25 protein-coding genes are annotated in these 23,644 nt (G+C 67.5%); 17 read left to right on the top strand and 8 right to left on the bottom strand.

Annotated elements, in window-relative coordinates; all coding sequences use genetic code 11:
- Window positions 1-43: 43 nt before the first annotated feature.
- The 6 genes from alr (at window position 44) to tsaD (ending at window position 5,035) form a co-directional block, all read left to right on the top strand.
- Window positions 44-1,216: an alanine racemase gene (gene alr / locus QSJ18_RS16320; RefSeq protein WP_286327645.1), complete on the top strand. Its 1,173-nt coding sequence runs from the start codon at window positions 44-46 to the stop codon at window positions 1,214-1,216.
- Window positions 1,216-2,337, top strand: coding sequence for an alpha/beta fold hydrolase (locus tag QSJ18_RS16315; RefSeq protein WP_286327644.1), 1,122 nt, complete (start codon window positions 1,216-1,218; stop codon window positions 2,335-2,337). The genes alr and QSJ18_RS16315 overlap by 1 nt, the downstream gene beginning before the upstream one ends.
- Window positions 2,334-2,780, top strand: coding sequence for a tRNA (adenosine(37)-N6)-threonylcarbamoyltransferase complex ATPase subunit type 1 TsaE (gene tsaE, locus QSJ18_RS16310; RefSeq protein ID WP_286327643.1), 447 nt, complete (start codon window positions 2,334-2,336; stop codon window positions 2,778-2,780). The genes QSJ18_RS16315 and tsaE overlap by 4 nt, the downstream gene beginning before the upstream one ends.
- A complete protein-coding gene (tsaB, locus tag QSJ18_RS16305) occupies window positions 2,743-3,489 on the top strand; it encodes a tRNA (adenosine(37)-N6)-threonylcarbamoyltransferase complex dimerization subunit type 1 TsaB (RefSeq protein ID WP_286327642.1) in 747 nt (248 codons plus the stop codon). Before tsaE ends, tsaB begins: the two co-directional genes overlap by 38 nt.
- Before the next feature lie 71 nt (window positions 3,490-3,560).
- The gene (rimI, locus tag QSJ18_RS16300; protein WP_462476099.1) at window positions 3,561-3,992 is read left to right on the top strand and encodes a ribosomal protein S18-alanine N-acetyltransferase; all 432 of its coding nucleotides are present in this window, start codon (window positions 3,561-3,563) and stop codon (window positions 3,990-3,992) included.
- Entirely contained in the window at window positions 3,989-5,035 is a 1,047-nt protein-coding gene (gene tsaD, locus QSJ18_RS16295) for a tRNA (adenosine(37)-N6)-threonylcarbamoyltransferase complex transferase subunit TsaD (RefSeq protein ID WP_286327640.1), read from the top strand. The genes rimI and tsaD overlap by 4 nt, the downstream gene beginning before the upstream one ends.
- On the opposite strand, the gene QSJ18_RS16290 is transcribed toward tsaD, so the two are convergent.
- Window positions 5,026-5,496 (bottom strand): MarR family winged helix-turn-helix transcriptional regulator, encoded by a 471-nt coding sequence (locus tag QSJ18_RS16290; RefSeq protein ID WP_286327639.1) that lies wholly within the window; start codon window positions 5,494-5,496, stop codon window positions 5,026-5,028. The genes tsaD and QSJ18_RS16290 overlap by 10 nt on opposite strands.
- Before the next feature lie 152 nt (window positions 5,497-5,648).
- Between QSJ18_RS16290 and QSJ18_RS16285 the strand changes: the two genes are divergently transcribed.
- From QSJ18_RS16285 to groL, 3 genes are all read left to right on the top strand, one after another.
- Window positions 5,649-7,142, top strand: a complete 1,494-nt coding sequence (locus QSJ18_RS16285) for an MFS transporter (RefSeq protein WP_462476098.1) — start codon at window positions 5,649-5,651, stop codon at window positions 7,140-7,142.
- 153 nt (window positions 7,143-7,295) lie between these two features.
- Window positions 7,296-7,595, top strand: coding sequence for a co-chaperone GroES (gene groES, locus QSJ18_RS16280; RefSeq protein ID WP_004019185.1), 300 nt, complete (start codon window positions 7,296-7,298; stop codon window positions 7,593-7,595).
- Window positions 7,596-7,696: 101 nt separating this feature from the next.
- Entirely contained in the window at window positions 7,697-9,307 is a 1,611-nt protein-coding gene (gene groL / locus QSJ18_RS16275; RefSeq protein WP_286327634.1) for a chaperonin GroEL, read from the top strand.
- Window positions 9,308-9,407: 100 nt separating this feature from the next.
- Here groL and QSJ18_RS16270 read toward each other — a convergent pair whose 3' ends face one another.
- Window positions 9,408-9,704 (bottom strand): WhiB family transcriptional regulator, encoded by a 297-nt coding sequence (locus QSJ18_RS16270; RefSeq protein ID WP_286327633.1) that lies wholly within the window; start codon window positions 9,702-9,704, stop codon window positions 9,408-9,410.
- 494 nt (window positions 9,705-10,198) lie between these two features.
- Here QSJ18_RS16270 and QSJ18_RS16265 point away from each other — a divergent pair, with 494 nt between their 5' ends.
- The 3 genes from QSJ18_RS16265 to QSJ18_RS16255 all read left to right on the top strand — a co-directional run bounded on the left by QSJ18_RS16265 (window position 10,199) and on the right by QSJ18_RS16255 (window position 12,681).
- Window positions 10,199-10,999 carry a hypothetical protein gene (locus QSJ18_RS16265; RefSeq protein ID WP_286327632.1) on the top strand — a complete coding sequence of 267 codons (801 nt, stop codon included), beginning with the start codon at window positions 10,199-10,201 and terminating at the stop codon, window positions 10,997-10,999.
- Window positions 11,000-11,113: 114 nt separating this feature from the next.
- Window positions 11,114-11,689, top strand: coding sequence for a sigma-70 family RNA polymerase sigma factor (locus QSJ18_RS16260; protein WP_286327631.1), 576 nt, complete (start codon window positions 11,114-11,116; stop codon window positions 11,687-11,689).
- Window positions 11,686-12,681 carry an anti-sigma-D factor RsdA gene (locus tag QSJ18_RS16255; RefSeq protein WP_286327630.1) on the top strand — a complete coding sequence of 332 codons (996 nt, stop codon included), beginning with the start codon at window positions 11,686-11,688 and terminating at the stop codon, window positions 12,679-12,681. Before QSJ18_RS16260 ends, QSJ18_RS16255 begins: the two co-directional genes overlap by 4 nt.
- Before the next feature lie 71 nt (window positions 12,682-12,752).
- On the opposite strand, the gene QSJ18_RS16250 is transcribed toward QSJ18_RS16255, so the two are convergent.
- Window positions 12,753-13,142, bottom strand: a complete 390-nt coding sequence (locus QSJ18_RS16250; RefSeq protein ID WP_286327629.1) for a DUF5319 domain-containing protein — start codon at window positions 13,140-13,142, stop codon at window positions 12,753-12,755.
- 147 nt (window positions 13,143-13,289) lie between these two features.
- On the opposite strand from QSJ18_RS16250, the gene guaB reads away from it, so the two are divergent.
- The 4 genes from guaB (at window position 13,290) to QSJ18_RS16230 (ending at window position 18,345) form a co-directional block, all read left to right on the top strand.
- Window positions 13,290-14,801, top strand: a complete 1,512-nt coding sequence (gene guaB, locus QSJ18_RS16245) for an IMP dehydrogenase (protein WP_286327628.1) — start codon at window positions 13,290-13,292, stop codon at window positions 14,799-14,801.
- A gap of 57 nt (window positions 14,802-14,858) precedes the next feature.
- Window positions 14,859-16,016 carry a GuaB3 family IMP dehydrogenase-related protein gene (locus QSJ18_RS16240; RefSeq protein ID WP_286327627.1) on the top strand — a complete coding sequence of 386 codons (1,158 nt, stop codon included), beginning with the start codon at window positions 14,859-14,861 and terminating at the stop codon, window positions 16,014-16,016.
- A 61-nt stretch (window positions 16,017-16,077) separates the two neighbouring features.
- Window positions 16,078-17,847, top strand: coding sequence for a GMC family oxidoreductase (locus QSJ18_RS16235; protein ID WP_286327626.1), 1,770 nt, complete (start codon window positions 16,078-16,080; stop codon window positions 17,845-17,847).
- 75 nt (window positions 17,848-17,922) lie between these two features.
- Complete coding sequence (locus QSJ18_RS16230; protein WP_286327624.1) at window positions 17,923-18,345, top strand: NUDIX hydrolase; 423 nt, start codon at window positions 17,923-17,925, stop codon at window positions 18,343-18,345.
- 14 nt (window positions 18,346-18,359) lie between these two features.
- Here QSJ18_RS16230 and QSJ18_RS16225 read toward each other — a convergent pair whose 3' ends face one another.
- The 3 genes from QSJ18_RS16225 to QSJ18_RS16215 are packed head-to-tail and all read right to left on the bottom strand — an operon-like array spanning window position 18,360 to window position 20,271.
- On the bottom strand, window positions 18,360-18,962 hold the full coding sequence (locus tag QSJ18_RS16225) for an energy-coupling factor transporter transmembrane component T family protein (RefSeq protein ID WP_286327623.1): 603 nt from the start codon (window positions 18,960-18,962) through the stop codon (window positions 18,360-18,362).
- Window positions 18,959-19,642 carry an energy-coupling factor ABC transporter ATP-binding protein gene (locus tag QSJ18_RS16220; protein WP_286327622.1) on the bottom strand — a complete coding sequence of 228 codons (684 nt, stop codon included), beginning with the start codon at window positions 19,640-19,642 and terminating at the stop codon, window positions 18,959-18,961. Before QSJ18_RS16220 ends, QSJ18_RS16225 begins: the two co-directional genes overlap by 4 nt.
- Window positions 19,639-20,271 (bottom strand): biotin transporter BioY, encoded by a 633-nt coding sequence (locus QSJ18_RS16215; RefSeq protein ID WP_286327621.1) that lies wholly within the window; start codon window positions 20,269-20,271, stop codon window positions 19,639-19,641. Before QSJ18_RS16215 ends, QSJ18_RS16220 begins: the two co-directional genes overlap by 4 nt.
- Before the next feature lie 85 nt (window positions 20,272-20,356).
- Here QSJ18_RS16215 and guaA point away from each other — a divergent pair, with 85 nt between their 5' ends.
- Window positions 20,357-21,952 carry a glutamine-hydrolyzing GMP synthase gene (guaA, locus tag QSJ18_RS16210; protein ID WP_286327620.1) on the top strand — a complete coding sequence of 532 codons (1,596 nt, stop codon included), beginning with the start codon at window positions 20,357-20,359 and terminating at the stop codon, window positions 21,950-21,952.
- A gap of 15 nt (window positions 21,953-21,967) precedes the next feature.
- On the opposite strand, the gene QSJ18_RS16205 is transcribed toward guaA, so the two are convergent.
- A complete protein-coding gene (locus QSJ18_RS16205) occupies window positions 21,968-22,198 on the bottom strand; it encodes a hypothetical protein (RefSeq protein WP_286327619.1) in 231 nt (76 codons plus the stop codon).
- Window positions 22,195-23,625, bottom strand: coding sequence for a PspC domain-containing protein (locus QSJ18_RS16200; protein WP_353507219.1), 1,431 nt, complete (start codon window positions 23,623-23,625; stop codon window positions 22,195-22,197). The genes QSJ18_RS16205 and QSJ18_RS16200 overlap by 4 nt, the downstream gene beginning before the upstream one ends.
- Window positions 23,626-23,644 lie beyond the last annotated feature (19 nt).

Here is a 23,644-nt window from a genome sequence, read left to right as displayed (position 1 = left end):
GCGGATTAACCCGGTGGCGCCGATCTGGGACAATGGTGGCGATATGACTGCATCTGCCCTGACCGCGACCGTTGATCTCGACGCGATCGCGAACAATGTCGCCATCCTGCGAGCCGCCTCACACGCCGATGTCCTGGCGGTCGTGAAGGCCGACGCCTACGGTCACGGTGCGGTACCGGTGGCCCGGGCCGCCATCGCGGCGGGCGCGGCCGAACTCGGCGTCGCACATCTGACCGAGGCCCTGGACCTACGTGCGGCGGGCATCGATGCGCACATCACCTCGTGGTTGCATGCCCCCAGCGCAGATTTTGCCGCCGGTATCGCTGCCGGCATCGACATCGCACTGTCCTCGGAGCGGCAGCTGGCGGCGGTGGTGGCCGCCGCCCGGGAATCGGGGACGACGGCCACCGTGTCGGTGAAGGTGGACACCGGTCTCAATCGCAGCGGCGTGGCCGTCGACGAATGGCAGAGCTTCACCGAATCGCTGGCCAAGGCCCACGCCGAGGACGCGGTGCGGGTGCGCGCGGCAATGTGTCATCTGGTGCGTGGCGATGAACCCGATCATCCTCTCAACGACGCACAGGCCGCCCGGCTCGACGCCGCCGTCGCCGATCTCACGCGCGCCGGGGTGGCGCCCGAGGTGGTTCATCTGGCGAATTCACCAGCCGCCCTGAGCCGACCGGATCTGGCTCGCGACCTGGTCCGGCCGGGTATCGCACTCTATGGCCGGACACCGCTGCCCGATCGAGGGGACTTCGGTCTGATCCCGGTGATGACACTGTCCGCCGAGGTCGCGTTGGTCAAGAAAGTGGCTGCCGGACAAGGTGTTTCCTACAGCCACACCTGGATTGCCCCGTACGACACCACCGTTGCGGTGCTCCCGGCGGGCTACGCCGACGGTGTGCCGCGGCTGCTCTCGGGCAAGCTGTCGGTGCGCATCGGCGATCAGGATTTCGCCGGGATCGGCCGCGTCTGCATGGATCAGCTGGTCATCGACCTGGGTCCCGACGGTGGCGGGGTGCGCGAAGGTGATCGGGCCGAACTCTTCGGCACGGGTGCCCACGGTGGTCCCACCGCCAAGGACTGGGCGGACGCGATCGGCACGATCGACTACGAGGTCGTCTCGGGTATCGGCGCACGTGCGGTACGGCGATACACCGGCAGCGTGGCCGCCGAACTGGGCGTCGACGACGGATCCGGGCAGGATCGGCGGTAGTGGAGAACTCGGGGCGGGTCGGGCTACTCGCGGGTGTCGCCGGGGTCGCGGCACTCGGGGGTGTCGCGGTGGCCGGGGCGGCCCGCAACATGGCCCGCAGACGCGTCACCGGCCGGACCGATCCGTTCGCCGACATCGACTTCACCGCGACCTATGACGGCGACCCGCGGACCGTCACCACCGCCGACGGCCTCGACCTGGCGGTCCGTACCGTCGACCTGGGTGCGGTGGCCGACGGCGGACAACCGGCTCTGACGGTCGTCTTCGTGCACGGGTTCAGTCTTCGCATGGCGGCGTGGCACTTCCAGCGTGAACAGCTGGCCGCCGAATGGGCCGACCGCGACATCCGAATGGTCTTCTTCGATCATCGGGGCCACGGCAAGAGCGACCCGGCCCCCGACGACACCTGTACCGTCGGTCAGCTCGCCGACGACGTGGCCGCGGTGATCGCGGCGACCGCCCCGTCCGGGCCGGTGGTGCTGGTCGGGCATTCGATGGGTGGGATGGCGTTGATGGCGCTGGCCCGCAGACATCCGGGCCTGTTCACCGCGTCCGGGCCGATCGCCGGTGTGGCACTGGTCGCCACCGCGGCGCGCGGCATCACCGAGGCCGGACTCGGTGAGGGACTGCACAATCCGGTCGTCGGCGCCTTCCGGGTGTCGGTGCGCAGGGCGCCGCGCCTGGTGCAGGCCGGCCGCGGCATCACCCGGCAAGCACTCGAACCGGTACTCGTCGCGGCGAGTTTCGGTCCGGGCTTCTACAGCCCGGCGGTGGGGCGTGCCGTCGAGAAGATGATCCAGAACACGCCGATCGACACCCTGGTCAACTTCCTGCACGCGCTGGAGACCCATGACGAGTCGACCGCGCTGCCGACTCTGGCACAGGTTCCCACCGTCGTCGTCTGCGGCGATCGGGACCGGCTGACGCCGTTGCCGAACTCGGTGAACATGTTTGCGCAGTTCGGCACCGATTCGCGGCTGGTGGTCGTCAAGGGTGCCGGGCACATGGTGCTGATGGAACAGCCGGAACTGGTCACCGACGCGATCGCCGATCTCGTCGATCGGGCGCGGGTGGCCGCGCCGGCACCGCGAGAACGCTGGTGGAAACGGAGCACGCGATGACGACCCGCCGCGAACTGCCCGACGTCGCCGACACCGAGGCGCTCGGCGCCGAACTGGCCGCCGACCTGCGGGCCGGTGATCTGGTGATCCTCGACGGTCCGCTCGGCGCGGGTAAGACCGCGCTCGCTCGGGGTATCGGGGCCGGACTGGGTGTCGCCGGCCGGGTCACCTCGCCGACCTTCATCATCGCCCGCGAGCATCGTCCGCAGACGCCGGGACGGCCGGGGATGGTGCATGTGGATGCCTATCGGCTCGGTGGCCTCGACGAACTCGATGCGCTCGACCTCGACACCGACCTCGACGACACCGTCGTGGTGGTCGAGTGGGGTGAGGGCGTGGTGGAACGTCTGACCGACCGGCATCTGATCGTCCGTCTTCGTCGGGATCCGGATTCCGATGTGCGACATGCCGAATGGGAATGGGTGGATGAACATGAGCAGTGATGGGCGCAAGCGTGTCCTGATCGTCGACACGGCGACCGACGCGGTGGTCACCGGGATCGCCGAGATCGCCGAGACCGGGATCCGGGTGCTCGCGGAACGGACGGTCGCCGACCATCGTCGTCATGCCGAACTGCTGACCACCCTGATGGCCGAATGCCTGGCCGAATCCGGCGTTGCCCGCAGCGAACTCGACGCCGTCGTCACCGGTACCGGACCCGGTCCGTTCACCGGGCTGCGGGTGGGGATGGCGACCGGGGCGGCCTTTGCCGACGCCCTGTCGATTCCCGCCCACGGCGTGTGCTCGCTCGATGCGATCGCTTCGGACACCGTTGCGGCCCAGCCGGATTCCGCCACGGTCATCGCCGTGACCGACGCCCGTCGCCGCGAGGTGTACTGGGCGTTGTACCGCGACGGCGAGCGGGTCGTCGGACCCGAGGTGCAGGCGCCTGCCACGGTGGCGCAGACGCTCACCGGTGTCGACCTCGATGCGGCCGGTGGCTCGCCGGCACAGCTGGCGCTGGTCGGCTGGACCGGCGGCACCCCGCTCGTCACGGTGCCCACGGTCGCCGGGCTCGCGACGGTGGCGGCCCGGGCCGTCCTCGACGGTGTGACCCCCGAACCCCTCGTGCCGCTGTATCTGCGGCGACCGGATGCGGTGGAACGCAAGCCGCGCAAGCCGATCGAACCGAAAGCGGCGGGGGCGGTGTGAGCGGGCCACACGGGGTCATCGACGCACTCACCTATGGGGACATCCCCCGATGCGCCGCACTGGAACGGGAGATGTTCGCCGAGGACTCGCCGTGGCCGGCGTCGGCGTTCCGGGCCGAACTCAACGCGCCCTACAACACGTATTTCGCCGCGCGCGTCGAGGCCGGCGGTGAGGTCGTGGGGTACGCGGGTGTCTCCACTCTCGGGCAGCCGGCCGAGTACGAATGCGAGATTCACACCATCGCGGTGGTCCCGGAGTTCCGCGGCCGGGGACTGGGTCGAGCGTTGCTGGCGGCCATGCTGGCGATCGCCGACGAATGCGACGCGCCGGTGTACCTGGAGGTGCGGACCGACAACGAGCCCGCGATCACCCTGTATTCACAGCACGGGTTCGCCACCTCAGGGATTCGGCGCAACTACTATCAGCCGTCGGGTGCGGACGCGTACACGATGATCCGAGCCCCACGGTCGGGACGGCAGTACAGCGAGGAGGGCCCGGCATGATCGTGATGGGCATCGAGAGTTCCTGCGACGAAACGGGTGTCGGCATCGTCCGATGGGATCCGTCCGACGACACCGGCGGGGGATCGGCGACGCTGCTCGCCGATGAGGTGGCCTCCAGCGTCGACGAGCACGCCCGGTTCGGCGGGGTGGTCCCCGAGATCGCCTCACGCGCCCACCTGGAGGCGATCGTGCCGACCATGCAGCGCGCACGGGAGGCCGCCGGGATCGACCGTCCCGACGCCATCGCGGTGACCATCGGACCGGGTCTGGCCGGTGCGTTGCTCGTCGGTGCGGCGGCGGCGAAGGCATATTCGCTGGCCTGGGATGTGCCGCTGTACGCGATGAACCACCTGGGTGGCCACGTCGCGGTGGACACCCTCGAACACGGTCCGATGCCCGAATGTGTTGCACTGCTGGTGTCCGGCGGCCACACCCATCTGCTGCACGTCACCGATCTGGCGCGGCCGATCGTCGAACTCGGCACCACCGTCGATGACGCTGCGGGGGAGGCCTTCGACAAGGTGGCCCGGCTGCTGGATCTCGGTTTCCCCGGTGGTCCGGCTCTCGATCGGGCTGCGCGCGAGGGCGATCCGCACGCGATCGCTTTCCCGCGAGGGATGATCAGGCCGCAGGATGCGCGCTACGACTTCTCCTTCAGCGGGCTCAAGACCGCCGTGGCCCGGCATGTCGAACACTGCGAACGCAACGGGCGTGAGGTGCCGATCGCCGACGTCGCGGCGTCGTTCCAAGAGGCGGTCGCCGACGTGCTGACGATGAAGGCGATTCGCGCCTGCACGGACCTCGACGTGGACACGCTCGTGCTCGGGGGCGGCGCGACAGCCAATTCGCGTATCCGCTCACTTGCCGAAGAGCGTTGTGCGGCAGCTGGAATCACGCTGCGCGTGCCGAAACCTCGGTTGTGCACCGACAATGGGGTGATGATCGCGACCCTGGGGGCGCATGTCATCGCGGGCGGTGCGGATCCGTCGCCGCTGACGGTGGCCACCGATCCGGGGATGTCGGTTCAGGTCAGTCAGCTCTGAGCGTCTGCGTCCGCGTGTTCCTCGCGGGTCAGTTCGACGAGCATCTGCGGGCATCCGCCGGACAGCTCAGCCAGGACGCTGCGCTGGGTGGGGCGTGCCTGACCGTAGCGCTCGACGCCGGCCTCGGTCAGTGCTGCGAACACGGCACGGCGATCGCTGACGCAGAGTGTGCGTTCGACAAGGCCGTCGCGTTCCAGACGGGCGACGACACGCGATAGTGCGCTCTGACTCAGGTGCACGTTGTCGGCGAGATCGCTCATCCGGCGCTGGTGGTCGTCGGCGGTCCAGAGTAATTCCAGGACCTCGAACTCGCTGGAGGACAGCTGGTGGCGGGCTTCGAGCTCGCGGTCGAGGGAGCACAGTACGCGGTGGTAGCTCACCGACAGGTCGTGCCAGGCGGCAGCGAGGTCGTCGTGGTCGGACGCAGCGAGGTCGTCGTGGTCGAACGCAGCGCTGCTCATGGCCGCATTCTATGTGCGCCGGCACGGGTATGCAATCGAAATTTATGCAGTAGGAGATATTTCTTATGCATCTTATGCATAAGAAATAGATGTAGACGCAACCCATGCGTATGCATATAGTTGGCCGGGTGGCACACACAACTACCGAAGTGATGACGAACGTGCGATCGGAGTCGCCCGTACGCGACGCCGATCCGGCGGGGGAGCAAGCGCCCCTACACCTCACCAGTGCGTCGGGTTGGACCCCGCGCACCTGGTTGCTCCTGGTCGTGCTGGCCGGAGCGCTGTTCCTGGATGGCCTCGACATCTCCATGGTCGGGGTGGCGCTACCGTCCATCGGCGCCGACCTCGACATGGGGCAGGGTCAGTTGCAGTGGATCGTCAGCGGCTACGTGCTGGGCTACGGCGGCCTGCTGCTACTGGGCGGCCGGGCCAGTGACCTCTTCGGGCGGCGGCGCGTATTCCTCTCTGCCCTGGCCGTTTTCGGCGTTGCGTCAGTCATCAGCGCCGTCGTCGACCTCAACGGGCTGATCATCGCCCTGCGCTTCGTCAAGGGGGTCGCGGCCGCGTTCACCGTGCCCGCCGGGTTGTCGATCATCACGACGACCTTCGCCGAAGGGCCGGCCCGTAACCGGGCGCTGTCGATCTACACGGTCTGCGGTGCCAGCGGGTTCTCGCTCGGACTGGTCTTCGGTGGTCTTCTCACCGAGATCTCGTGGCGTGCGACGCTCGGCTTCCCCGGCCCGGTGGCGTTGCTGCTGCTGATCGCCGGGGTGTTGGTGATCCCCAAGATCACCGGGGGTGCATTCCGGTGGGCCCAGTTCGACCTGGCCGGGGCGGTGACGAGTACCGGTGCGCTACTTCTCCTCGTGCTGGGTGTGGTGCGGGCGCCGGTCATCGGCTGGGTGGCCCCGGCCACCCTGGGAACTCTGGGGGTCGCCGCGGCGTCGGCGATAGCTTTCGTCGTGGTCGAGGGTCGGCATCGCCACCCGCTCGTCCGGCTGGGCATCCTGCGGTCGATGCGTCTGGTGCATGCCAATCTCTCGGGGGCGCTGATGTTCGGCGGCTATGCGGCTTTCCAGTTCGTGGTGACGCTCTACCTGCAGGATTCCCTCGGGTGGTCGCCGCTGTCGATGGCGCTGGGCTTCCTGCCTGCCGGGCTGATCGTCGCCGCGAGTGCGATCAGAATGGACCAGGTACTCGATCGGGTCGGTACGCCGGTGCTGATGATCGTCGGGTTCGCGGCCTTCCTCGGCGGATACCTGTGGTTCGCGCGGGCCGAATCGGGGATGAGTTATGTGGAGTTCCTGCTGCCTACGATCATCCTGCTCGGCATCGGCTTCGCGGTCACCTTCCCGTCGGTCACCGCACAGGGCACCTCCGGCGTTTCCGACGACGAGCAGGGGCTGGCCTCAGGGCTGGTCAACACCAGTGTTCAGGTCGGTGGCGCGATCATGATGGCGGTGGTCACCGCCATCCTGACCAGCTCGGGGTCGACCAATGTGCCCGGCGAACCGTTGGCCGGGATGGACACCGCGATCTGGGTGGTCAGCGGGCTCTCGGTCGTCGGACTGGTCGGCGCGGTAGTGGTCGCCTCGCTGGAACGGCGGGAGCGTCGCGAGGCCGCGATACTTGCCGACTTTTGATTTTGCAGCCGGATACCTTGAGTGCTGGCACTCGCATGTATAGAGTGCTAGTTGGCGCTGTGCACAGACCTCGTTCACCCGCGACGACGAGGAATGGACCCAGGGCCATGAACTTGAAGATTCTTTCTCAGACGAAAGTTGAGGACTCACATCGTGGCGAGCGTGAACATCAAGCCGCTTGAGGACAAGATCCTGGTGCAGGCCGTCGAGGCCGAGACGACCACCGCGTCGGGTCTGGTCATTCCGGATTCCGCCAAGGAGAAGCCGCAGGAAGGCACCGTCATCGCAGTCGGCGAAGGTCGGGTCACCGAGCAGGGCAACCGCGTCCCCGTGGACGTCAAAGAAGGCGACACCGTCATCTACAGCAAGTACGGCGGCACCGAGATCAAGTATGCCGGAGAGGAATACCTGATCCTGTCGGCACGCGACGTGCTGGCTGTCATCGGCAAGTAAGACCCGCGAACACTTTCGCGTGTCGCAACGCCCCGGCGCCCCTCACCGGGCACCGGGGCGTTCTGCGTAACGCGGTCTTTCGCCCCAAGGAGAAATGACATATGGCCAAACAGATCGAATTCGACGAGAAGGCGCGGCGCGCCCTCGAGAGCGGGATCAACAAGCTCGCCGACACCGTGAAGGTGACCCTCGGCCCGCGTGGCCGGCACGTGGTGCTGGCCAAGGCATTCGGCGGCCCGAGCGTGACGAACGACGGCGTCACCATCGCACGTGACATCGACCTCGAGGATCCCTTCGAGAACCTCGGTGCCCAGCTGGTGAAGTCGGTCGCCACCAAGACCAACGACGTCGCAGGCGACGGCACCACCACCGCGACCGTGCTCGCCCAGGCCATGGTGCGCGCCGGTATGCGCAACGTCGCCGCGGGCGCCAACCCGATCACGCTGGGAAGCGGCATTGGTAAGGCTGCCGACGCGCTCGGCGAGGCACTGCTCGCCGCCGCCACCCCGGTCGACGGTGAGAATGCCATCGCGCAGGTCGCAACCGTCTCCTCGCGCGACGAAGAGGTCGGCGGACTCGTCGGCAAGGCGATGACCGTCGTCGGCGCCGACGGTGTGGTCACCGTCGAAGAGGGCTCCGGACTGAACACCGAACTCGAGATCACCGAGGGCGTTCAATTCGACAAGGGTTACCTCTCGCCGTACTTCGTCACCGACCCGGACAGCCAGGAGGCAGCCTTCGACGATGCGCTGATCCTGCTGTATCGCGACAAGATCAGCTCACTGCCCGACTTCCTGCCGCTGCTGGAGAAGATCGTCGAAACCGGTAAGCCGCTGCTCATCGTCGCCGAGGATGTCGAGGGTGAACCGCTGTCGACCCTCGTGGTGAACTCGCTGCGCAAGACCATCCGCGCCGTTGCGGTCAAGGCACCGTTCTTCGGTGACCGTCGCAAGGCCTTCCTGGAGGACCTCGCGGTCGTCACCGGTGCCACCGTGGTGACCGCCGACATCGGACTGAGCCTGTCGACGGCAGGCGTCGAGGTGCTCGGCTCGGCTCGTCGTGTGGTCGTCACCAAGGAGGCGACCACCATCATCGAGGGTGCCGGGACCAAGCAAGCCGTCGCCGACCGCGCCGCACAGCTGCGCCGTGAGATCGAGCAGAGCGATTCGGACTGGGATCGTGAGAAGCTCGCCGAGCGTCTGGCCAAGCTGGCCGGCGGTGTCGCGGTGATCCGCGTCGGCGCCGCCACCGAGACCGCGCTCAAGGAGCGCAAGCACCGCGTCGAGGATGCGGTCGCCGCGGCCAAGGCCGCGGTCGAGGAAGGCATCATCCCCGGTGGCGGCTCGGCCATCGTGCAGGCCGCCTCGGTGCTCGACGAACTCGCCGCCGGTCTGCCCGAGGAAGAGGCACTCGGTGTGCGGGTGGTCCGGGACGCGGCCAAGGCGCCGCTGTTCTGGATTGCCGCGAACAGTGGTCTCGACGGTGCGGTCGTCGTCGACAAGGTGGCCCAGGCCGACAAGGGCCATGGATTCAACGCCGCCACACTGTCCTACGGCGACCTGGTCGCCGAGGGCATCATCGATCCGGTGAAGGTGACTCGCTCGGCGGTCGTCAACGCCGCGTCGGTGGCCCGCATGGTGCTCACCACCGAGACCGCGGTGACCGACCGGCCCGCCGAGGCCGACGACCACGGACACGGACACGCGCACTGATCACGGCGTGACCAATAGCAGCGGGGCTGCCACTGAGATCTCAGTGGCAGCCCCGCTGTCGTAGGTGAGGATATGCCGGTGCATCCGGCGATCGCGTGGGTCAGCTGGCGATGCGGCGGCTGACGCTGCGCTTCATCAGGATGCTGCGCTCGGACTCCGACAGCCCGCCCCAGATTCCGTAGGGTTCGGCGACGGCGAGGGCGTGCTCACGGCACTGGGCGATCACCGGGCACTGGTGGCACATCTCCTTGGCGCGGCGCTCGCGCTGGGCACGTGCGCGGCCCCGCTCACCGTCGGGATGGAAGAACATCGACGAGTCGACACCGCGACAGAGGCCCTGCATCTGCCAATCCCAGATGTCTGCGTTGGGTCCGGGGAGAGTGTTGGGCGCAGGCATGGTGGCTCCTCCTTGGTCAGGTCTTACGGTTGTCGCTCTACCGGGAGAAGAACTCGGAACGTCTCTTCGTCACTGCTCTCCCTGGCAACACCGATCACATTAAGCGGGGCTGAGAAATGCAGTCAATACCGCCGAAAGGCCCTAGAACCAGGGTGAAAATCTCGGAAATGTTAACGGGTCGTTAGCTCGAATGGCAGTGGTATCACACCGGTGGTAGGTGATGGTCCCAGGGTGGCGCTCGCGCCGGGAGAATGCCTGTGAACTGGGCACTTTGCGATTGATCGGCATTCTGGACGCACATCCTCGGCCGCTTTTCGTCGTCGGACCGGCAGCGGTCACGTAACGCGGTTGAAATAAATAGATCATCTGGACGTGACGTGACCTTTGAATTAACGTTTGTTTCTCTTGGTTAAATTCACGCAAACGAGAAACGAAATGGGTGATCCAGCCCACTTTGGAGAGGTCAGATCATCACTTCTGAACTGCGGCAACGCGTGTATACCGCCGGTCGGTGGGATTCCGGCGACCTGTGGGAGGGCTGGCGGCGGGCGGTCGAGGCCGGAGGTCGTGGTGCGATCGCCGTCGCACTCAGTGAACTCGAGTCGCTTCGCCTGCGCGCGCGTGCCCGTGCGCACACGGAGCTTGAGTCACTGGCCTGGAGTACCACCGGCTCGCTCTATCGACAGGGGGGCGATCACGCCCAGGCGCTCATCTATGACGGCCGCGCGCTCGCGTCGGCGTCCGGGGTGGCGGGCTTCGCCGATGCCGTCGTCGGACTGGCCGCCGACAATCTGGGTCTCGGCCGTTTCGGCGCGTCTCGCCGACTGCTCGATCGGGCAGCCGGTGAACTCGCCCCGGTTGCCGCCACCGACCCGAGTACCTGGGATACGACGCTGTGGGAGGAGGGTGGTCGCGGTCTGCTGCGGCACCGCTGGGTGTCCGCCGAACTCGCGATGTACAGCGGGGATCCGGACGCCGCGGTAGCCCATGCCGCGGCCGGGCTGGATCTGATGGAGCGTGCGCAAGCGCTGCCGGTGCCACGGCATCGGATCAAGACCCGGCTGATCGCCGCGGCCGCACAAGCTGTGATCGGAAACACCGACGGTGCGGAGGTCGAGGCCCGCGAACTCGCCGCCGCCGCGTCCGCGGCCGGTCTCCTGCCCCTCACGTGGGCGGCGCTGTCACTGCGCAACGGGGTCGCCGTGGTGACCGAATCAGAGCGATCTGAGCTGGTCAACCTGTCGAAACGGTTGACGAGACAGGGCATGCCCTTCCGTATGGACAGGCCTCGCTAAGGTTATTGGAGGCCCGCGGCCGTCGTCCGGTGCGCTCATGGGCCGACGGGGGGTCACCATCAGAGCCGGCATAGCCGGTCATAACGACGTGTAACACGGGGATTCCGACTGACGATGAAGCTGACAGGTGTTGAGTTGGACGCCGCCGTCCGCGCCGCAGGGCAGGGCGACCGCGCGGCTCTCACGTCAGTTCTCGAGAGTGTGCAGGATCCCATCCTGCGGTACTGCCGAGGGCGTATTGGAGTCGGAGAACGCCACCTGTTCTCCGCCGACGACATTGCGCAGGAGGCGTTGATGGCGGTGATGACAGCGCTGCCCAGGTACCAGGATCAGGGCAAGCCCTTCATGGCCTTCGTCTATGGCATCTCGGCGCACAAGGTCGCCGACGCGCTCCGCGCGGCCGGCCGCATCAAGGCGGACCCGGTGGACGCGGTACCCGAGCTGACCAACGTCGGCGGTGGACCCGAACAGCTGGCCATGGCCGCCGACGACAGCCGCCGGATGCGGCTGCTGCTGGAGATCCTGCCCGAGAAGCAGCGTGAGGTCCTCATCCTGCGGCTGGTCGTCGGGATGTCGGCCGAGGAGACCGCGGCCGCGGTCGGGAGTACCGCCGGTGCGGTACGGGTGGCGCAGCACCGTGCGCTGGCCAAGCTCAAGAACGAACTCAAGCGGACAGGAGGGGATCGATGAACGCCGATGACCGGCAGCCGTGGCGTCGTGGGCACGACGGTCGATTCCCGCAGCCGCCGAGCACGACTCCGTCCGACGATGTCGACGCGGGTGACCCCGTCGACATCGCGGCCATCAGCCTCGATGATCAGTTCCTCGATGCGCTGTCGCGTGACGTCCCCGTACCGACCCGCGATGACGCCGAATACGAACTCGCCGCGCTGCTCTCGGGTTGGCGCCACGAGGTCGTCGGCACGCCGGCGCCGGAGCTGCCCACCGTCGAGGAGGTCGAGCGGGCGATCGCGGCGACCGAGCGCGCCGGCCGGGGTAAGCGGATCGTGCGTCATCTGCGTGTGGTGTCGGGGGCCGCGGCGGTTGTCATCGTCGCCGCAGCCGGCCTGACGGTCCTGTCCCAGGGCGCCCAGCCCGGTGATCCGCTGTGGGGTGTCAAGAAGGTCGTGTTCGCCGAGGCCGCCTCGGAGACGCAGGCCTCCTACGACGTCCGCAACAACCTCGAACGTGCCCAGGAGGCGATCAGTTCGGGTCGCATGGACGAGGCGGCGAGCCTGATCCAGAAGGCCGAGAGCCAGATGGGGCCGGTACGCAGCTCGGACACGCGTGAGCAGATGGGTGAGTGGATCAAACGGCTGCGCGCGGAGGCGACGCCGACGACGATCACGCCGGGAGCGCCGTCGAGTTCGACGCTGCCGGGCAACAGCACCGAACCGCTGCCCGGGACGTCGTCGCAGGATCCGCGGTTGCTGACCACCGGACCATCCACGACACGCCCCGACGATCGGTCCAGCGCCCCGTCCGAGACGACCGAGCCGTCGACCCCCGAGAGTCCGACGCCACCGTCGTCTACCGTGCCGACGACGAAGCCGACGCCGACCCAGACGAAGCCGACCCAGACGAAGCCGACAAACACCACGCCGACCACCTCGGCCGAGGCGACGTCGATCGAGACGTCGAATTACCCGTCGAAGCCGCATTCGGGCCAGACCTCAAGCTGAGGTTGTGGGTGGGCTGAGGTAGCCGAGCTATGAGTCGGCCGGCTCAACGCTCGTAGGCTCGGCTCGCGTACTCAGCGTTCGTCGTCGAAGTGACTGTGTGCGTCCGCATAGCCCCGGCAGTAGTCCCAGGTCACGTAGGTGTCCGGTCGCGGGTCGACAGCCGGCTCATGCGGACGGACGGTGCCGTCGATCAGGAGCTGAAGCAGGTTGGCGCGCAGCATGTCCCAGTCGTGATAGTGGTCTTCGTGGCAGTCCTCGCAGACCACGACCAGACCACGGATACCGCGATGGGACAGGAGGGCCTCGTAGACGGCGAGGTCGGCGAGATCTTCTTCGACCGCGACTCGTTCGGTCTCGTCGAGGGGGATGCCGGGTTCGACCGAGTCCAGGGCCGCTGCGGGGTCGCTGGGGTCGTCGGCGAACGGATCCGGCGGAAGGCCGGGTGGCAGGTGGTCACGCACATCACCACGGTAGCCGATTCCCGATGCCCACACCCGCACGCATCCCCACGGTTCGATGCGAAATCCAACAGTCTGACATGACGAGTCTCACGCCGCGCGGCGGGCGGGACGGCCAAATCGGGTCGCGGGAGCCGATACCATGGACCGATGACCCCTGTTCGTACCGGTGGAGACGATCCCAACAAGGTCGCGATGCTCGGCCTGACCTTTGACGACGTGCTGTTGCTGCCCGCGGCTTCCGACGTGATCCCCAGCGAGGTGGACACCTCCTCGCGGGTGACGAAGAAGATCAGTCTGCGGGTCCCGCTGGTGAGTTCTGCGATGGACACCGTGACCGAGTCGCGGATGGCGATCGCCATGGCCCGGGCCGGTGGCATGGGCGTGCTGCACCGGAACCTGTCCATCGAGGCCCAGGCCTCGCAGGTCGAAACCGTGAAGCGGTCCGAGGCAGGCATGGTCACCGACCCGGTCACCTGCTCGCCGACCGACACCCTCGCCGAGGTCGATGCGATGTGCGCCCGGTACCGCATCTCGGGTCTGCCGGTGGTCGACGGCCGCGGTGAACTCGTCGGGATCATCACCAATCGCGACATGCGTTTCGAGGTCGACCTCAACCGTCCGGTGTCCGAGGTCATGACCAAGTCCCCGCTGATCACCGCGCAGGAAGGGGTGTCCGCGGAGGCCGCGCTCGGACTGCTGCGCCGCAACAAGGTGGAGAAGCTCCCGATCGTCGACGGCAACGGTCGGCTGACGGGTCTGATCACCGTGAAGGATTTCGTCAAGACCGAGCAGCATCCGCTGGCGACCAAGGACGCCGACGGGCGGCTGCTGGTGGGTGCCGCGGTCGGTACCGGGGAACCGCAGTGGGGCCGTGCGATGGCGCTCGCCGATGCCGGTGCCGATGTCATCATCGTCGACACCGCGCACGCTCACAATCGTCTGGTGCTCGACATGGTCGCCAAGCTCAAGGCCGAGGTGGGGGACCGGGTCGAGATCGTCGGTGGCAACGTCGCGACGCGTGAGGCGGCCCAGGCCCTCATCGACGCCGGCGCGGATGCGGTGAAGGTGGGCGTCGGTCCGGGTTCGATCTGCACCACGCGTGTCGTCGCCGGTGTGGGCGCCCCGCAGATCACCGCGATCCTCGAAGCCGTCGCCGCCTGCAAGAAGGCCGACGTCCCGGTCATCGCCGACGGTGGGCTGCAGTACTCGGGTGACATCGCCAAGGCGTTGGCCGCCGGTGCCTCGACCGCCATGCTCGGGTCGTTGCTCGCCGGCACCGCGGAATCGCCGGGTGAGCTGATCCTGGTCAACGGCAAGCAGTTCAAGAGCTACCGCGGCATGGGTTCGCTCGGCGCGATGCAGGGCCGCGGCCAGGGCAAGTCGTACTCCAAGGACCGCTACTTCCAGGATGACGTCCTCAAGGAGGAGAAACTGGTCCCCGAGGGCATCGAGGGGCGCGTGCCGTTCCGCGGCCCGCTCGGCCAGGTCATCCATCAGCTCGTCGGCGGCCTGCGGGCGGCCATGGGCTACACCGGATCGACGACCATCGCCGGATTGCAGGAAGCTCAGTTCGTGCAGATCACGGCGGCCGGGCTCAAGGAATCGCATCCGCACGACATCACCCTGACCGCCGAGGCGCCCAACTACTACACCCGCTGACCCGACTGGGTGCAGTCGTCGTTCGTGTGAGCACAAAGGAAAGAGAAAGGCGCACCGGTGCGTGATCTCGTTGAAATCGGCATGGGCAGAACAGCCCGACGGACCTACGAGCTGGATGACATCAGCATCGTGCCGTCTCGGCGGACCCGTTCGTCCAAGGACGTCTCGACCGCGTGGCAGCTGGATGCCTACCGGTTCGAGGCCCCGATCCTGAGCCACCCCACCGACGCGCTGGCGTCTCCCGAGATGGCCATCGAGCTGGGCAGGCTCGGCGCGCTCGGCGTGATCAACGGTGAGGGCCTGTGGGCTCGTCACCGCGACGTCGAGGCGAAGATCGCCGAACTCATCGCGATTGCGAATGAGGATCCCGATCCCTATGCGGCAGTGCGTTTCCTGCAACAGCTGCATGCCGCGCCGCTCGACAGCGGGCTGCTCGGCGAAGCCGTCACCCGGGTGCGCGAGGCCGGTGTCACCACCGCGGTGCGCGTCAGCCCGCAGCATGCGCCGGAACTGACACCTGCATTGCTCGCGGCCGGTGTCGAACTGCTTGTGGTGCACGGCACGATCATCTCGGCGGAGCATGTGGCACAGGTGGATTCCGACGGCACTCAGCGAGAGCCGTTGAACCTCAAGACCTTCATCGCCGACCTCGACATCCCGGTGGTCGCCGGTGGGGTGCACGATCACCGCACGGCGCTGCATCTGATGCGGACCGGCGCGGCCGGTGTGATCGTCGGCTACGGGTCGGCGGCGGGTGCGACGACGACCGGCGAGGTGCTCGGCCTGGGCGTGCCGATGGCGACCGCGATCGCCGATGCCGCGGCCGCGCGCCGCGACTATCTCGACGAGACCGGCGGCCGCTACGTGCACGTCATCGCCGACGGCGACATCCACACCTCCGGCGATCTGGTGAAGGCCATCGCCTGCGGTGCCGACGCCGCGGTCCTCGGTACTGCGCTGGCAGCGACGTCGTCGGCTCCTGGTCGGGGCTGGTACTGGCCGTCGGCTGCCGCCCATCCCGACACCCCGCGCGGTGCGCTGTTGCAGGTTGCCGCCGAGGAAGAGCGCCCCTCGCTGGAGCGGGTACTCAACGGCCCGTCCGACGACCCGTTCGGTGAGCTGAACCTGGTCGGCGCGCTGCGTCGTGCGATGGCCAAGGCCGGTTATTGCGACCTGAAGGAGTTCCAGAAGGTCGGTTTGTCGGTACGCGGCTGATCCTGCCGGTAAGGAGGACCTAAGGTATCAGTTATGTGACAACGGCCGTTAGCATGGTCGTATGTCAGTCTCTGCTACTCCCGGTACCACCGCCTCCACCGATTTCGACGTACTGATCATCGGATCCGGTTTCGGGGGCAGTGTCAGTGCATTGCGCCTGGTCGAGAAGGGGTATCGGGTCGGGGTCATCGAGGCGGGCCGTCGTTTCGAGGATGACGACTTCGCGAAGACCAGCTGGCGACTGAACAAGTGGCTCTGGGCGCCCAAGCTGGGCCTGTACGGCATCCAGCGCATCCACGCACTCAAGGATGTGATGATCCTGGCCGGTGCCGGGGTCGGTGGTGGTTCGCTGAACTATGCGAACACCCTGTACAAGCCGCCGACGCCGTTCTTCACCGACCCGCAGTGGTCGCACATCACCGACTGGGAATCGGAGCTGACGCCCCACTACGAGCAGGCACGCCGGATGCTCGGGGTGGTCACCAACCCGACCTTCACCGAATCCGATCGGGTGATGAAGGAGGTCGCCGACGAGATGGGTGTCGGGGATACGTTCACCGCGACACCGGTGGGTGTGTTCTTCGGTGCCAAGACAGGATTGGCCGGACAGCCCGGTGAGACCGTGGCCGATCCCTACTTCGGGGGCGCGGGCCCGGCACGGACCGCCTGCACCGAATGCGGAGCATGCATGACGGGCTGCCGGGTGGGCGCCAAGAACACCTTGATGAAGAACTACCTCGGCCTGGCCGAGCGCAACGGTGCGCGGATCATCGCCCGCACCACCGTGGATTCCCTCGAGCAGCGGCCGGACGGCACGTGGGCGATCGGTACGCACGGTTCGTCGTCGTGGGGGCCGCTGGGACGCGCCGCGCGCACCTACACCGCCGGGCAGGTGATCGTCGCCGCCGGCACCTTCAACACCCAGCGACTGATGCATCACGCCAAGCAGTCGACGCTACCGGCCATCTCGGATGCGATGGGTGAGCTGACCCGCACCAACTCCGAGTCGATCCTGGGTGCGATGGCCGGGAAATACGATCCGGCACATGACTATTCGCACGGGGTCGCGATCACATCCTCCTTCCATCCGGAGTCGAACACCCATATCGAGCCGGTGCGATATGGCAAGGGTTCCAACGCGATCGCCTATCTCCAGACCGCGCTGACCGATGGTGGCAGCATCGGCAACCGGGTCGGACAGTTCCTCAAGCAGGTCGCGAAGAATCCGTTCCTCCTGGTGCGGCTGCTGGTGGTGCGCAAGTGGAGTCAGCGCACCGTCATCGCACTGGTCATGCAGAACAACAACAATTCGCTGACCACCTTCGTCCGCAAACGTGGCCCGTTGCGCTACATCACCTCCAAGCAGGGGATCGGTGAACCGAATCCGACGTGGATCCCCAAGGGCAACGAGGCCACCCGCCGGGTGGCGGAGAAGCTCCCGAACGGACTCGCCGGCGGCACCTGGGGCGACCTGGTGAACATGCCGTTGACAGCGCATTATCTCGGTGGCTGTGCGATCTCCGACGATCCCGGTGCCGGTGTCATCGACGCGTATCACCGCGTGTGGAACTATCCGACGCTGCACATCACCGACGGTGCGGCGATCAGCGCGAACCTTGGCGTCAACCCCTCACTGTCGATCTGCGCACAGGCAGAGCGGGCGATCTCGTTGTGGCCCAACAAGGGTGAGGCAGACCAGCGTCCGGCGCAGGGCTCGCCCTACCGTCGGCTGGCCGCGGTCGCCCCGGTGTCCCCGGTGGTGCCCGCCGACGCCCCCGGTGCGCTACGCCTGTCGATCACTCCGATCCAGCGGTCGGCGTCGGCAGGCTGAGCTATTGGGGTTGAGTTACTGGGGTTGAGCATCGCCTGGCCGCCGGGCCAGCGCCGTGCCGGTTAAGGTTCCGGGGTGAGTTCCCGAATACCCGACGACGTCATCGTGGTCAGCGCGGTCGTCCTTCGCGGCGCCGACGGCGCGGTCCTGACCGTCCGGAAACGTGGCACCACAAGATTCATGTTCCCCGGTGGCAAACCCGAAGCCGGTGAGACGGCGGTGCAGACTGCGGTCCGGGAGACACGCGAGGAACTCGACGTCGAACTCGACATCGATCTGCTCACGTACCTGGGTACGTTCACCACTGCGGCGGCCAACGAATCCCGGACGCTGGTCCACGCGACCGTGTTCACCTACCCGCTCCCGCTGACGAACGCCGCACCGTCGGCGGAGATCGCCGAGATCCGGTGGCAGCGCGTCGAGGACGGCGAATTCCGGGAGCGCACCGATCTCGCGCCGCTGCTCGCCGAGGCGGTCTTCCCCGCATTGACGAGCTGAGATCTCCCGGCGGATCAGTCCAGCCCGCGGGCGGCCAGGGTGTCGGCGAAACCGTCCGCGGTGGCCAGCGCGGCCAAGACGACGGGCACCACGAGCACACGCGGGCCGGCTCGCAGGCCACGTGCCCGCCGCGCCTGATCGACCTGCACGGCGATCTCGGCGATCAGTGGGATCGAGCGGATGGTGAGCGCCAGCGCCATGGCGATGAGGTCGGTGCGGACTCCGAACCGGGCCAGGGGTGCAAGGGCTTTCATCATCGCGTCGAGCATGTCGGCGGTGCGGGTGGTCAGGGTGACGACCGCCGCGAGGGCGATAGCGGCGATGAGGACGGTGCACACCACCACCGCACGCTGCCAGTCGGTGATGATCAACTGCATCACCAGCACGATCCCGACGACCCAGACCGCGCCGCGCATCAACGGCCACGCCTGACGCGGTCCGACCCCGGCCAGTGCGAAGGTCGCCACCACGCACGCGCAACTGATCGCGACACCGAGGAGGGTGTGGACGCTCAGCGTCATCGCGATGATCGAGCCGAACAGGGCGAGCAGTTTGAACCCGGCCGGTAGCCGATGGATCGGCGACCGGCCGGGGACGTAGGTGCCCAGCATGCTCACGACGACATGCGGCTCCGGTAGAAGGCGACCGCGGCGGTGGGATCGTCATCGGCGACGATCATCCCGTCGTCCATCACGAGAACCCGGTCGAAGTCGGTGAGCATCTCCAGGTCGTGGGTGGCCACGATGACCTGCTCATCGAGGCCGGCGAGTACGTCGCGCAGCATCAGTGCATTGCGGAGATCGAGCATGGTGGTCGGCTCGTCGGCGACGAGGATCGAGGGGCCGAGCACCATGATCGCGGCCAGTGCCAGGAGTTGCTTCTGTCCGCCGGACAACGTATGGGCCGGCTGATCTGCGTGGTCGGCCAGCCCGAAGTCGGCGAGCACCGCCCGGGCGCGTGTACGACGAACCTGTTTGTCGCCGACCGTACGGGTCAGCGACAGCTCGATGTCCTCGGCGACCGTCGGCATGATGATCTGCCGGTCGGGGTCGGAGAAGATGAACCCGACTTCCCGGCGTACCTTACGTTTGTTCTTGGCGACGTTCATCCCGTTCACGGTGACCGTCCCGGACTCGGGCAGGATCAGCCCGTTCATCATCCGCGCCATCGTCGACTTGCCGCTGCCGTTGGCGCCGACGATCCCGATCCGGCGTTCGGTCAGCTCCACGCTGATATCGCGGAGCACCGGCCGGTCACCGAAGGCGTGCGCGACCGTGTCGAAGACGACACTGGTCATAGTTGTCGCGGAGATCGGTTGCGGCGTAAGCGGAGCGGGGCGATCAGGCCGGGACGTCCGCGGTGTACCTGCTGCGCCACGACGGTCGTCACCGCGGCCTTGATGAGGTCGCCGACGATGAACGGCCCATTGGTGGTGATGGTCTGGCGCAACGACATGTCGGTGCGCACCATGAGTCCGATGGTGCCGCAGGCGTAGATCACCAGGGCGCCGCCGACGACGTTGATGATCATCCCGAGCCACAGTCGGTAGCGCGGCATCATGAAAGCCGTTGCCACGCCGATCACGATCACCGCGGGCAGGAATCCGAGGAAGTATCCGGCGGTCGGGGAACTGAGTGCGGTCTGGCCGTTGCGGCCGCCGGCGAGGATCGGCAGGCCGGCGATCGCGAGCGCCATGAAGATGACGACCGCGAGGGTGCCCTTCTTGGGGCCGAGGACGGCGCCGGCGAGCATGACACCCATCGACTGCAAGGTGATCGGAACACCGCTGGCCAGGTTGAACGAGCCGGGTATGCCGAGTACGGCGATCAGTGCGGCGAAAACGGCCGCCTGAGTGATGTTGGTGATGGAGAGCGACAGGGCGGCGCGTCGGCGCGTCGGCCGGTCGGATTCGGGGAATGTGTCCATGACGATTGCTCAGTATCCCACGTCACCATTCGGCGTCGGGCGGCCCGGGCCGATCGCGCGGCATACGCCGACTACACTCTCAACAGTGACGGATTCTGCTGCTCCGGACTTCCTCGAAGGTCCGCGCCCGGTTCTGGTTGTCGATTTCGGGGCCCAGTACGCCCAGCTCATCGCGCGTCGCGTCCGCGAGGCGCGGATCTACTCCGAGGTCATCGCGCACGACGCGTCGCTCGCCGAGTTCTCCGCGAAGAACCCGGTCGCGATCATCCTGTCCGGTGGGCCGTCGTCGGTATACGCCGAGAACGCGCCGACGGTCGATGATGGCATCTACGACCTGGGCATTCCGGTCTTCGGTATCTGCTACGGCTTCCAGTCGATGGCCCGCCAGCTCGGTGGTGAGGTCGCGAACACCGGCGGTCGCGAATTCGGCCGCACGACGATGACTGCCACCGGCACCGGTGTGCTGCATCAGGGGCTCAGCGAGACGCAGCCGGTGTGGATGAGCCACAACGACGCCGTACAGGTCGCTCCGGAAGGCTTCGAGGTCACCGGTTCGACGCCGGGTGCACCGGTCGCCGCCTTCGAGTCCGTCGAGCGCAAGATGGCCGGCGTGCAATATCACCCGGAGGTCCTGCACAGCCCGCACGGCCAGCAGGTGCTGACCCGGTTCCTGTACGAGATCGCCGGCCTCGAGGCGACCTGGACACCGGCGAATATCGCGGACAGCCTGATCGATGCGGTGGCCGACCAGATCGGCGACGACGGACTGGCCATCTGCGGACTCTCGGGCGGGGTGGATTCGGCGGTCGCCGCGGCACTGGTGCAGCGCGCCATCGGCGACCGGCTGACCTGTGTTTTCGTCGACCACGGTCTGCTGCGCGCGGGTGAACGCGAGCAGGTCCAGCACGACTTCGTCGCCTCGACCGGTGCCAAACTGGTGACGGTCGACGCCGAGGAGACCTTCCTTTCCGAACTGGCCGGGGTCAGCGATCCCGAGGCCAAGCGCAAGATCATCGGCCGCGAGTTCATCCGCTCCTTCGAAGGTGCGGTCTCCGATGTCCTCGGCGAGCATGCCTCCGATGGACGCAAGGTCGATTTCCTGGTGCAGGGCACGCTGTATCCCGACGTCGTCGAATCCGGTGGTGGCAGCGGTACCGCGAACATCAAGAGCCACCACAATGTCGGCGGTCTGCCCGAAGATCTGGAGTTCAGCCTGGTCGAGCCGCTGCGGTTGCTGTTCAAGGACGAGGTGCGCGCGGTCGGCAGGGAACTCGGTCTTCCCGAGGAGATCGTCGGGCGGCAGCCGTTCCCGGGGCCGGGCCTGGCCATCCGGATCGTCGGCGAGGTGACCGCGGACCGGCTGGAGATCCTGCGCAAGGCCGACCTGATCGCCCGCGAGGAGCTGACCGCGGCCGGACTGGACAACCAGATCTGGCAGTGCCCGGTGGTGCTGCTGGCCGACGTGCGCAGCGTCGGCGTCCAGGGCGACGGCCGTACCTACGGCCATCCGATCGTGCTGCGGCCGGTCTCCAGCGAGGACGCCATGACCGCGGACTGGACGCGAGTGCCCTACGAGGTGCTCGAGGTGATCTCCACCCGCATCACCAACGAGGTGCCCGACGTCAACCGCGTCGTCCTCGACGTGACGAGCAAGCCGCCGGGCACCATCGAGTGGGAGTGAGCCCGCGGGCTTCTCTCAGCGTTGTGACCGGGTGCCGGTGACGATCAGCACCAGGCCGATGAGCAAACCGGCGGCGACCGCGACCCATCCGAGATCGGCGGTGTCGGGCAGCGCGGGGCCGTCCGCCAGCCCCCAGCCCGCGACCAGCAGTGCGGCGATGCCGATGATCACCAGTCCCGGTGAGCGGTGGCGATTGTCGACGGTTTCGGTGCCGGGGTCGGTGTGCTCGGCGGGGTTCGCGTTCATCGGCTGATCTCCACATTTCCCATGGTGGCGTGTGCTTCGACGGTCAGTACCGGCCCGGGGTTACCGTCGCTGCCGCCGTCGAGGCCGTCCGGGCAGCTGTAGTCGCCGACGGTGGTGCTGCAGTCGGCCCGGACATTCATCGTCGGGGGTACGTGGACGGTGATCTGGCCGAGTCCGGCGCGCAGGCGGACTGTCCGGTCTGCGGTGAGTGTGATGTGGCGAAGATCCAGGGTCATGTCGCCCATGCCGAGGCTGTACTCGGGTTTGATGTCGGTCTCCGCGATCGGTTTCCAGTTCCGTTCCCCGACCCCACCCGGGGGAATCAGCCCGGTGAAGCCGTGGGATCCGGCCGTCGCGATCACGACGGCCGCACCTAGGCCCAGCGCGACCGGGACCAGGCCACTGCTGTGCCGACCGGTGCTGCGGCGGCGCAGCGCACCGCCGACGAGTCCGGCACCGACGACGAACAGCGACAGTGATAGGACTCGGCCCGTGGTGAACCAGTCGGCGCCCGCATTGTTGGCGGCGGCGCCGATGGCCGCGACGATGATCGCCAGACCGATGACGATGAGGGTGAGTGGTGATCGCCGCTGGCGTGCGGCCTTCGGTTCAGGTGGTTGTGGGTCGGACGGTTCGGGGAGATCCCAGGCGAATCGGGCGGTACCCAACGGATCCCAGGCCGGTGGCTGCTCCGACAGCACGTCGCCGGGATCAGTGCCTGGGGTGTCGGTGGCGGGCGTTGCCAGACCGGTGGTCTCCTCGGCGTTCGCCGTAGCTGTCGTGGGCGTCGTGACGGCGGTCGGCGTGGAGGCAGGGGTCGGGGTGCCCGCGCCGGTGGCCTGCCAGCGTTGCGACATCGTATTCGGCTGGTAGCCGGTACTTTCCGGGGTTGTCATGCCGCGGGGTATCCAGCGCTGGAAACCGTCGGCCACCGGTGCGGGCGCGGGCGCCGGCCGGGTGTCCACCGAGGTGCCCGGCGGGGGTGTCGGGGTTCGCATGAACAGCAGCCACCATCCGATCAGGAGGAGTAGAGCGCCGACGATGCCACCCGAGCCCCACGCGCGGTTGGGGCCGAAGGAGGTGATGACGACGATCGCGAAGACCACGAACAGCAGGAACCGGGGTCGGTGCCACGGTCGGTGGTGCCGGTGTCCCCACGGGCGGGCGGTCGGTCCGGTGGTGTTGCCGTTGGCGTAGCTGACGTTGCTCGCCGCCGGAAAGGCGATCCAGGCGGCCAGGTAGAGCAACAGTCCGCTGCCCCCGAAGAGTGCGGCGACGACAAAGGCCACCTTCACCAGAGTGGGATCGACTCGATATCGCGCGCCGATGCCGGTGGCGACTCCGGCGATGGTGCGCGGCTCGGACGGGCGGACCGGCCGGGTCGCCCACAGGCGTTCGAGTCGCTCCTGGAAGAGCTTGGTGTCCATGCTGCCCATCATGGTCATC

This window comes from Gordonia heveisoli (assembly GCF_030315745.1).
GTDB lineage: Bacteria > Actinomycetota > Actinomycetes > Mycobacteriales > Mycobacteriaceae > Gordonia.
Note: the sequence above shows the minus strand (reverse complement) of the source record. Positions and strands in the feature narration are given on the sequence as shown.

Bases quoted from the DNA above. Each gene is read 5' to 3' on its own strand.
- QSJ18_RS16270 (WP_286327633.1), bottom strand. From the start codon at position 9,704: ATGCCTGCGCCCAACACTCTCCCCGGACCCAACGCAGACATCTGGGAT.
- QSJ18_RS16200 (WP_353507219.1), bottom strand. From the start codon at position 23,625: ATGGACACCAAGCTCTTCCAGGAGCGACTCGAACGCCTGTGGGCGACC.
- alr (WP_286327645.1), top strand. From the start codon at position 44: ATGACTGCATCTGCCCTGACCGCGACCGTTGATCTCGACGCGATCGCG.
- groL (WP_286327634.1), top strand. From the start codon at position 7,697: ATGGCCAAACAGATCGAATTCGACGAGAAGGCGCGGCGCGCCCTCGAG.
- tsaB (WP_286327642.1), top strand. From the start codon at position 2,743: ATGCCGAATGGGAATGGGTGGATGAACATGAGCAGTGATGGGCGCAAG.
- rimI (WP_462476099.1), top strand. From the start codon at position 3,561: ATGTTCGCCGAGGACTCGCCGTGGCCGGCGTCGGCGTTCCGGGCCGAA.
- QSJ18_RS16260 (WP_286327631.1), top strand. From the start codon at position 11,114: ATGAAGCTGACAGGTGTTGAGTTGGACGCCGCCGTCCGCGCCGCAGGG.
- QSJ18_RS16205 (WP_286327619.1), bottom strand. From the start codon at position 22,198: ATGAACGCGAACCCCGCCGAGCACACCGACCCCGGCACCGAAACCGTC.
- QSJ18_RS16285 (WP_462476098.1), top strand. From the start codon at position 5,649: ATGACGAACGTGCGATCGGAGTCGCCCGTACGCGACGCCGATCCGGCG.
- tsaE (WP_286327643.1), top strand. From the start codon at position 2,334: ATGACGACCCGCCGCGAACTGCCCGACGTCGCCGACACCGAGGCGCTC.
- QSJ18_RS16220 (WP_286327622.1), bottom strand. From the start codon at position 19,642: ATGACCAGTGTCGTCTTCGACACGGTCGCGCACGCCTTCGGTGACCGG.
- QSJ18_RS16235 (WP_286327626.1), top strand. From the start codon at position 16,078: ATGTCAGTCTCTGCTACTCCCGGTACCACCGCCTCCACCGATTTCGAC.
- QSJ18_RS16255 (WP_286327630.1), top strand. From the start codon at position 11,686: ATGAACGCCGATGACCGGCAGCCGTGGCGTCGTGGGCACGACGGTCGA.
- QSJ18_RS16290 (WP_286327639.1), bottom strand. From the start codon at position 5,496: ATGAGCAGCGCTGCGTTCGACCACGACGACCTCGCTGCGTCCGACCAC.
- QSJ18_RS16215 (WP_286327621.1), bottom strand. From the start codon at position 20,271: ATGGACACATTCCCCGAATCCGACCGGCCGACGCGCCGACGCGCCGCC.
- guaB (WP_286327628.1), top strand. From the start codon at position 13,290: ATGACCCCTGTTCGTACCGGTGGAGACGATCCCAACAAGGTCGCGATG.
- tsaD (WP_286327640.1), top strand. From the start codon at position 3,989: ATGATCGTGATGGGCATCGAGAGTTCCTGCGACGAAACGGGTGTCGGC.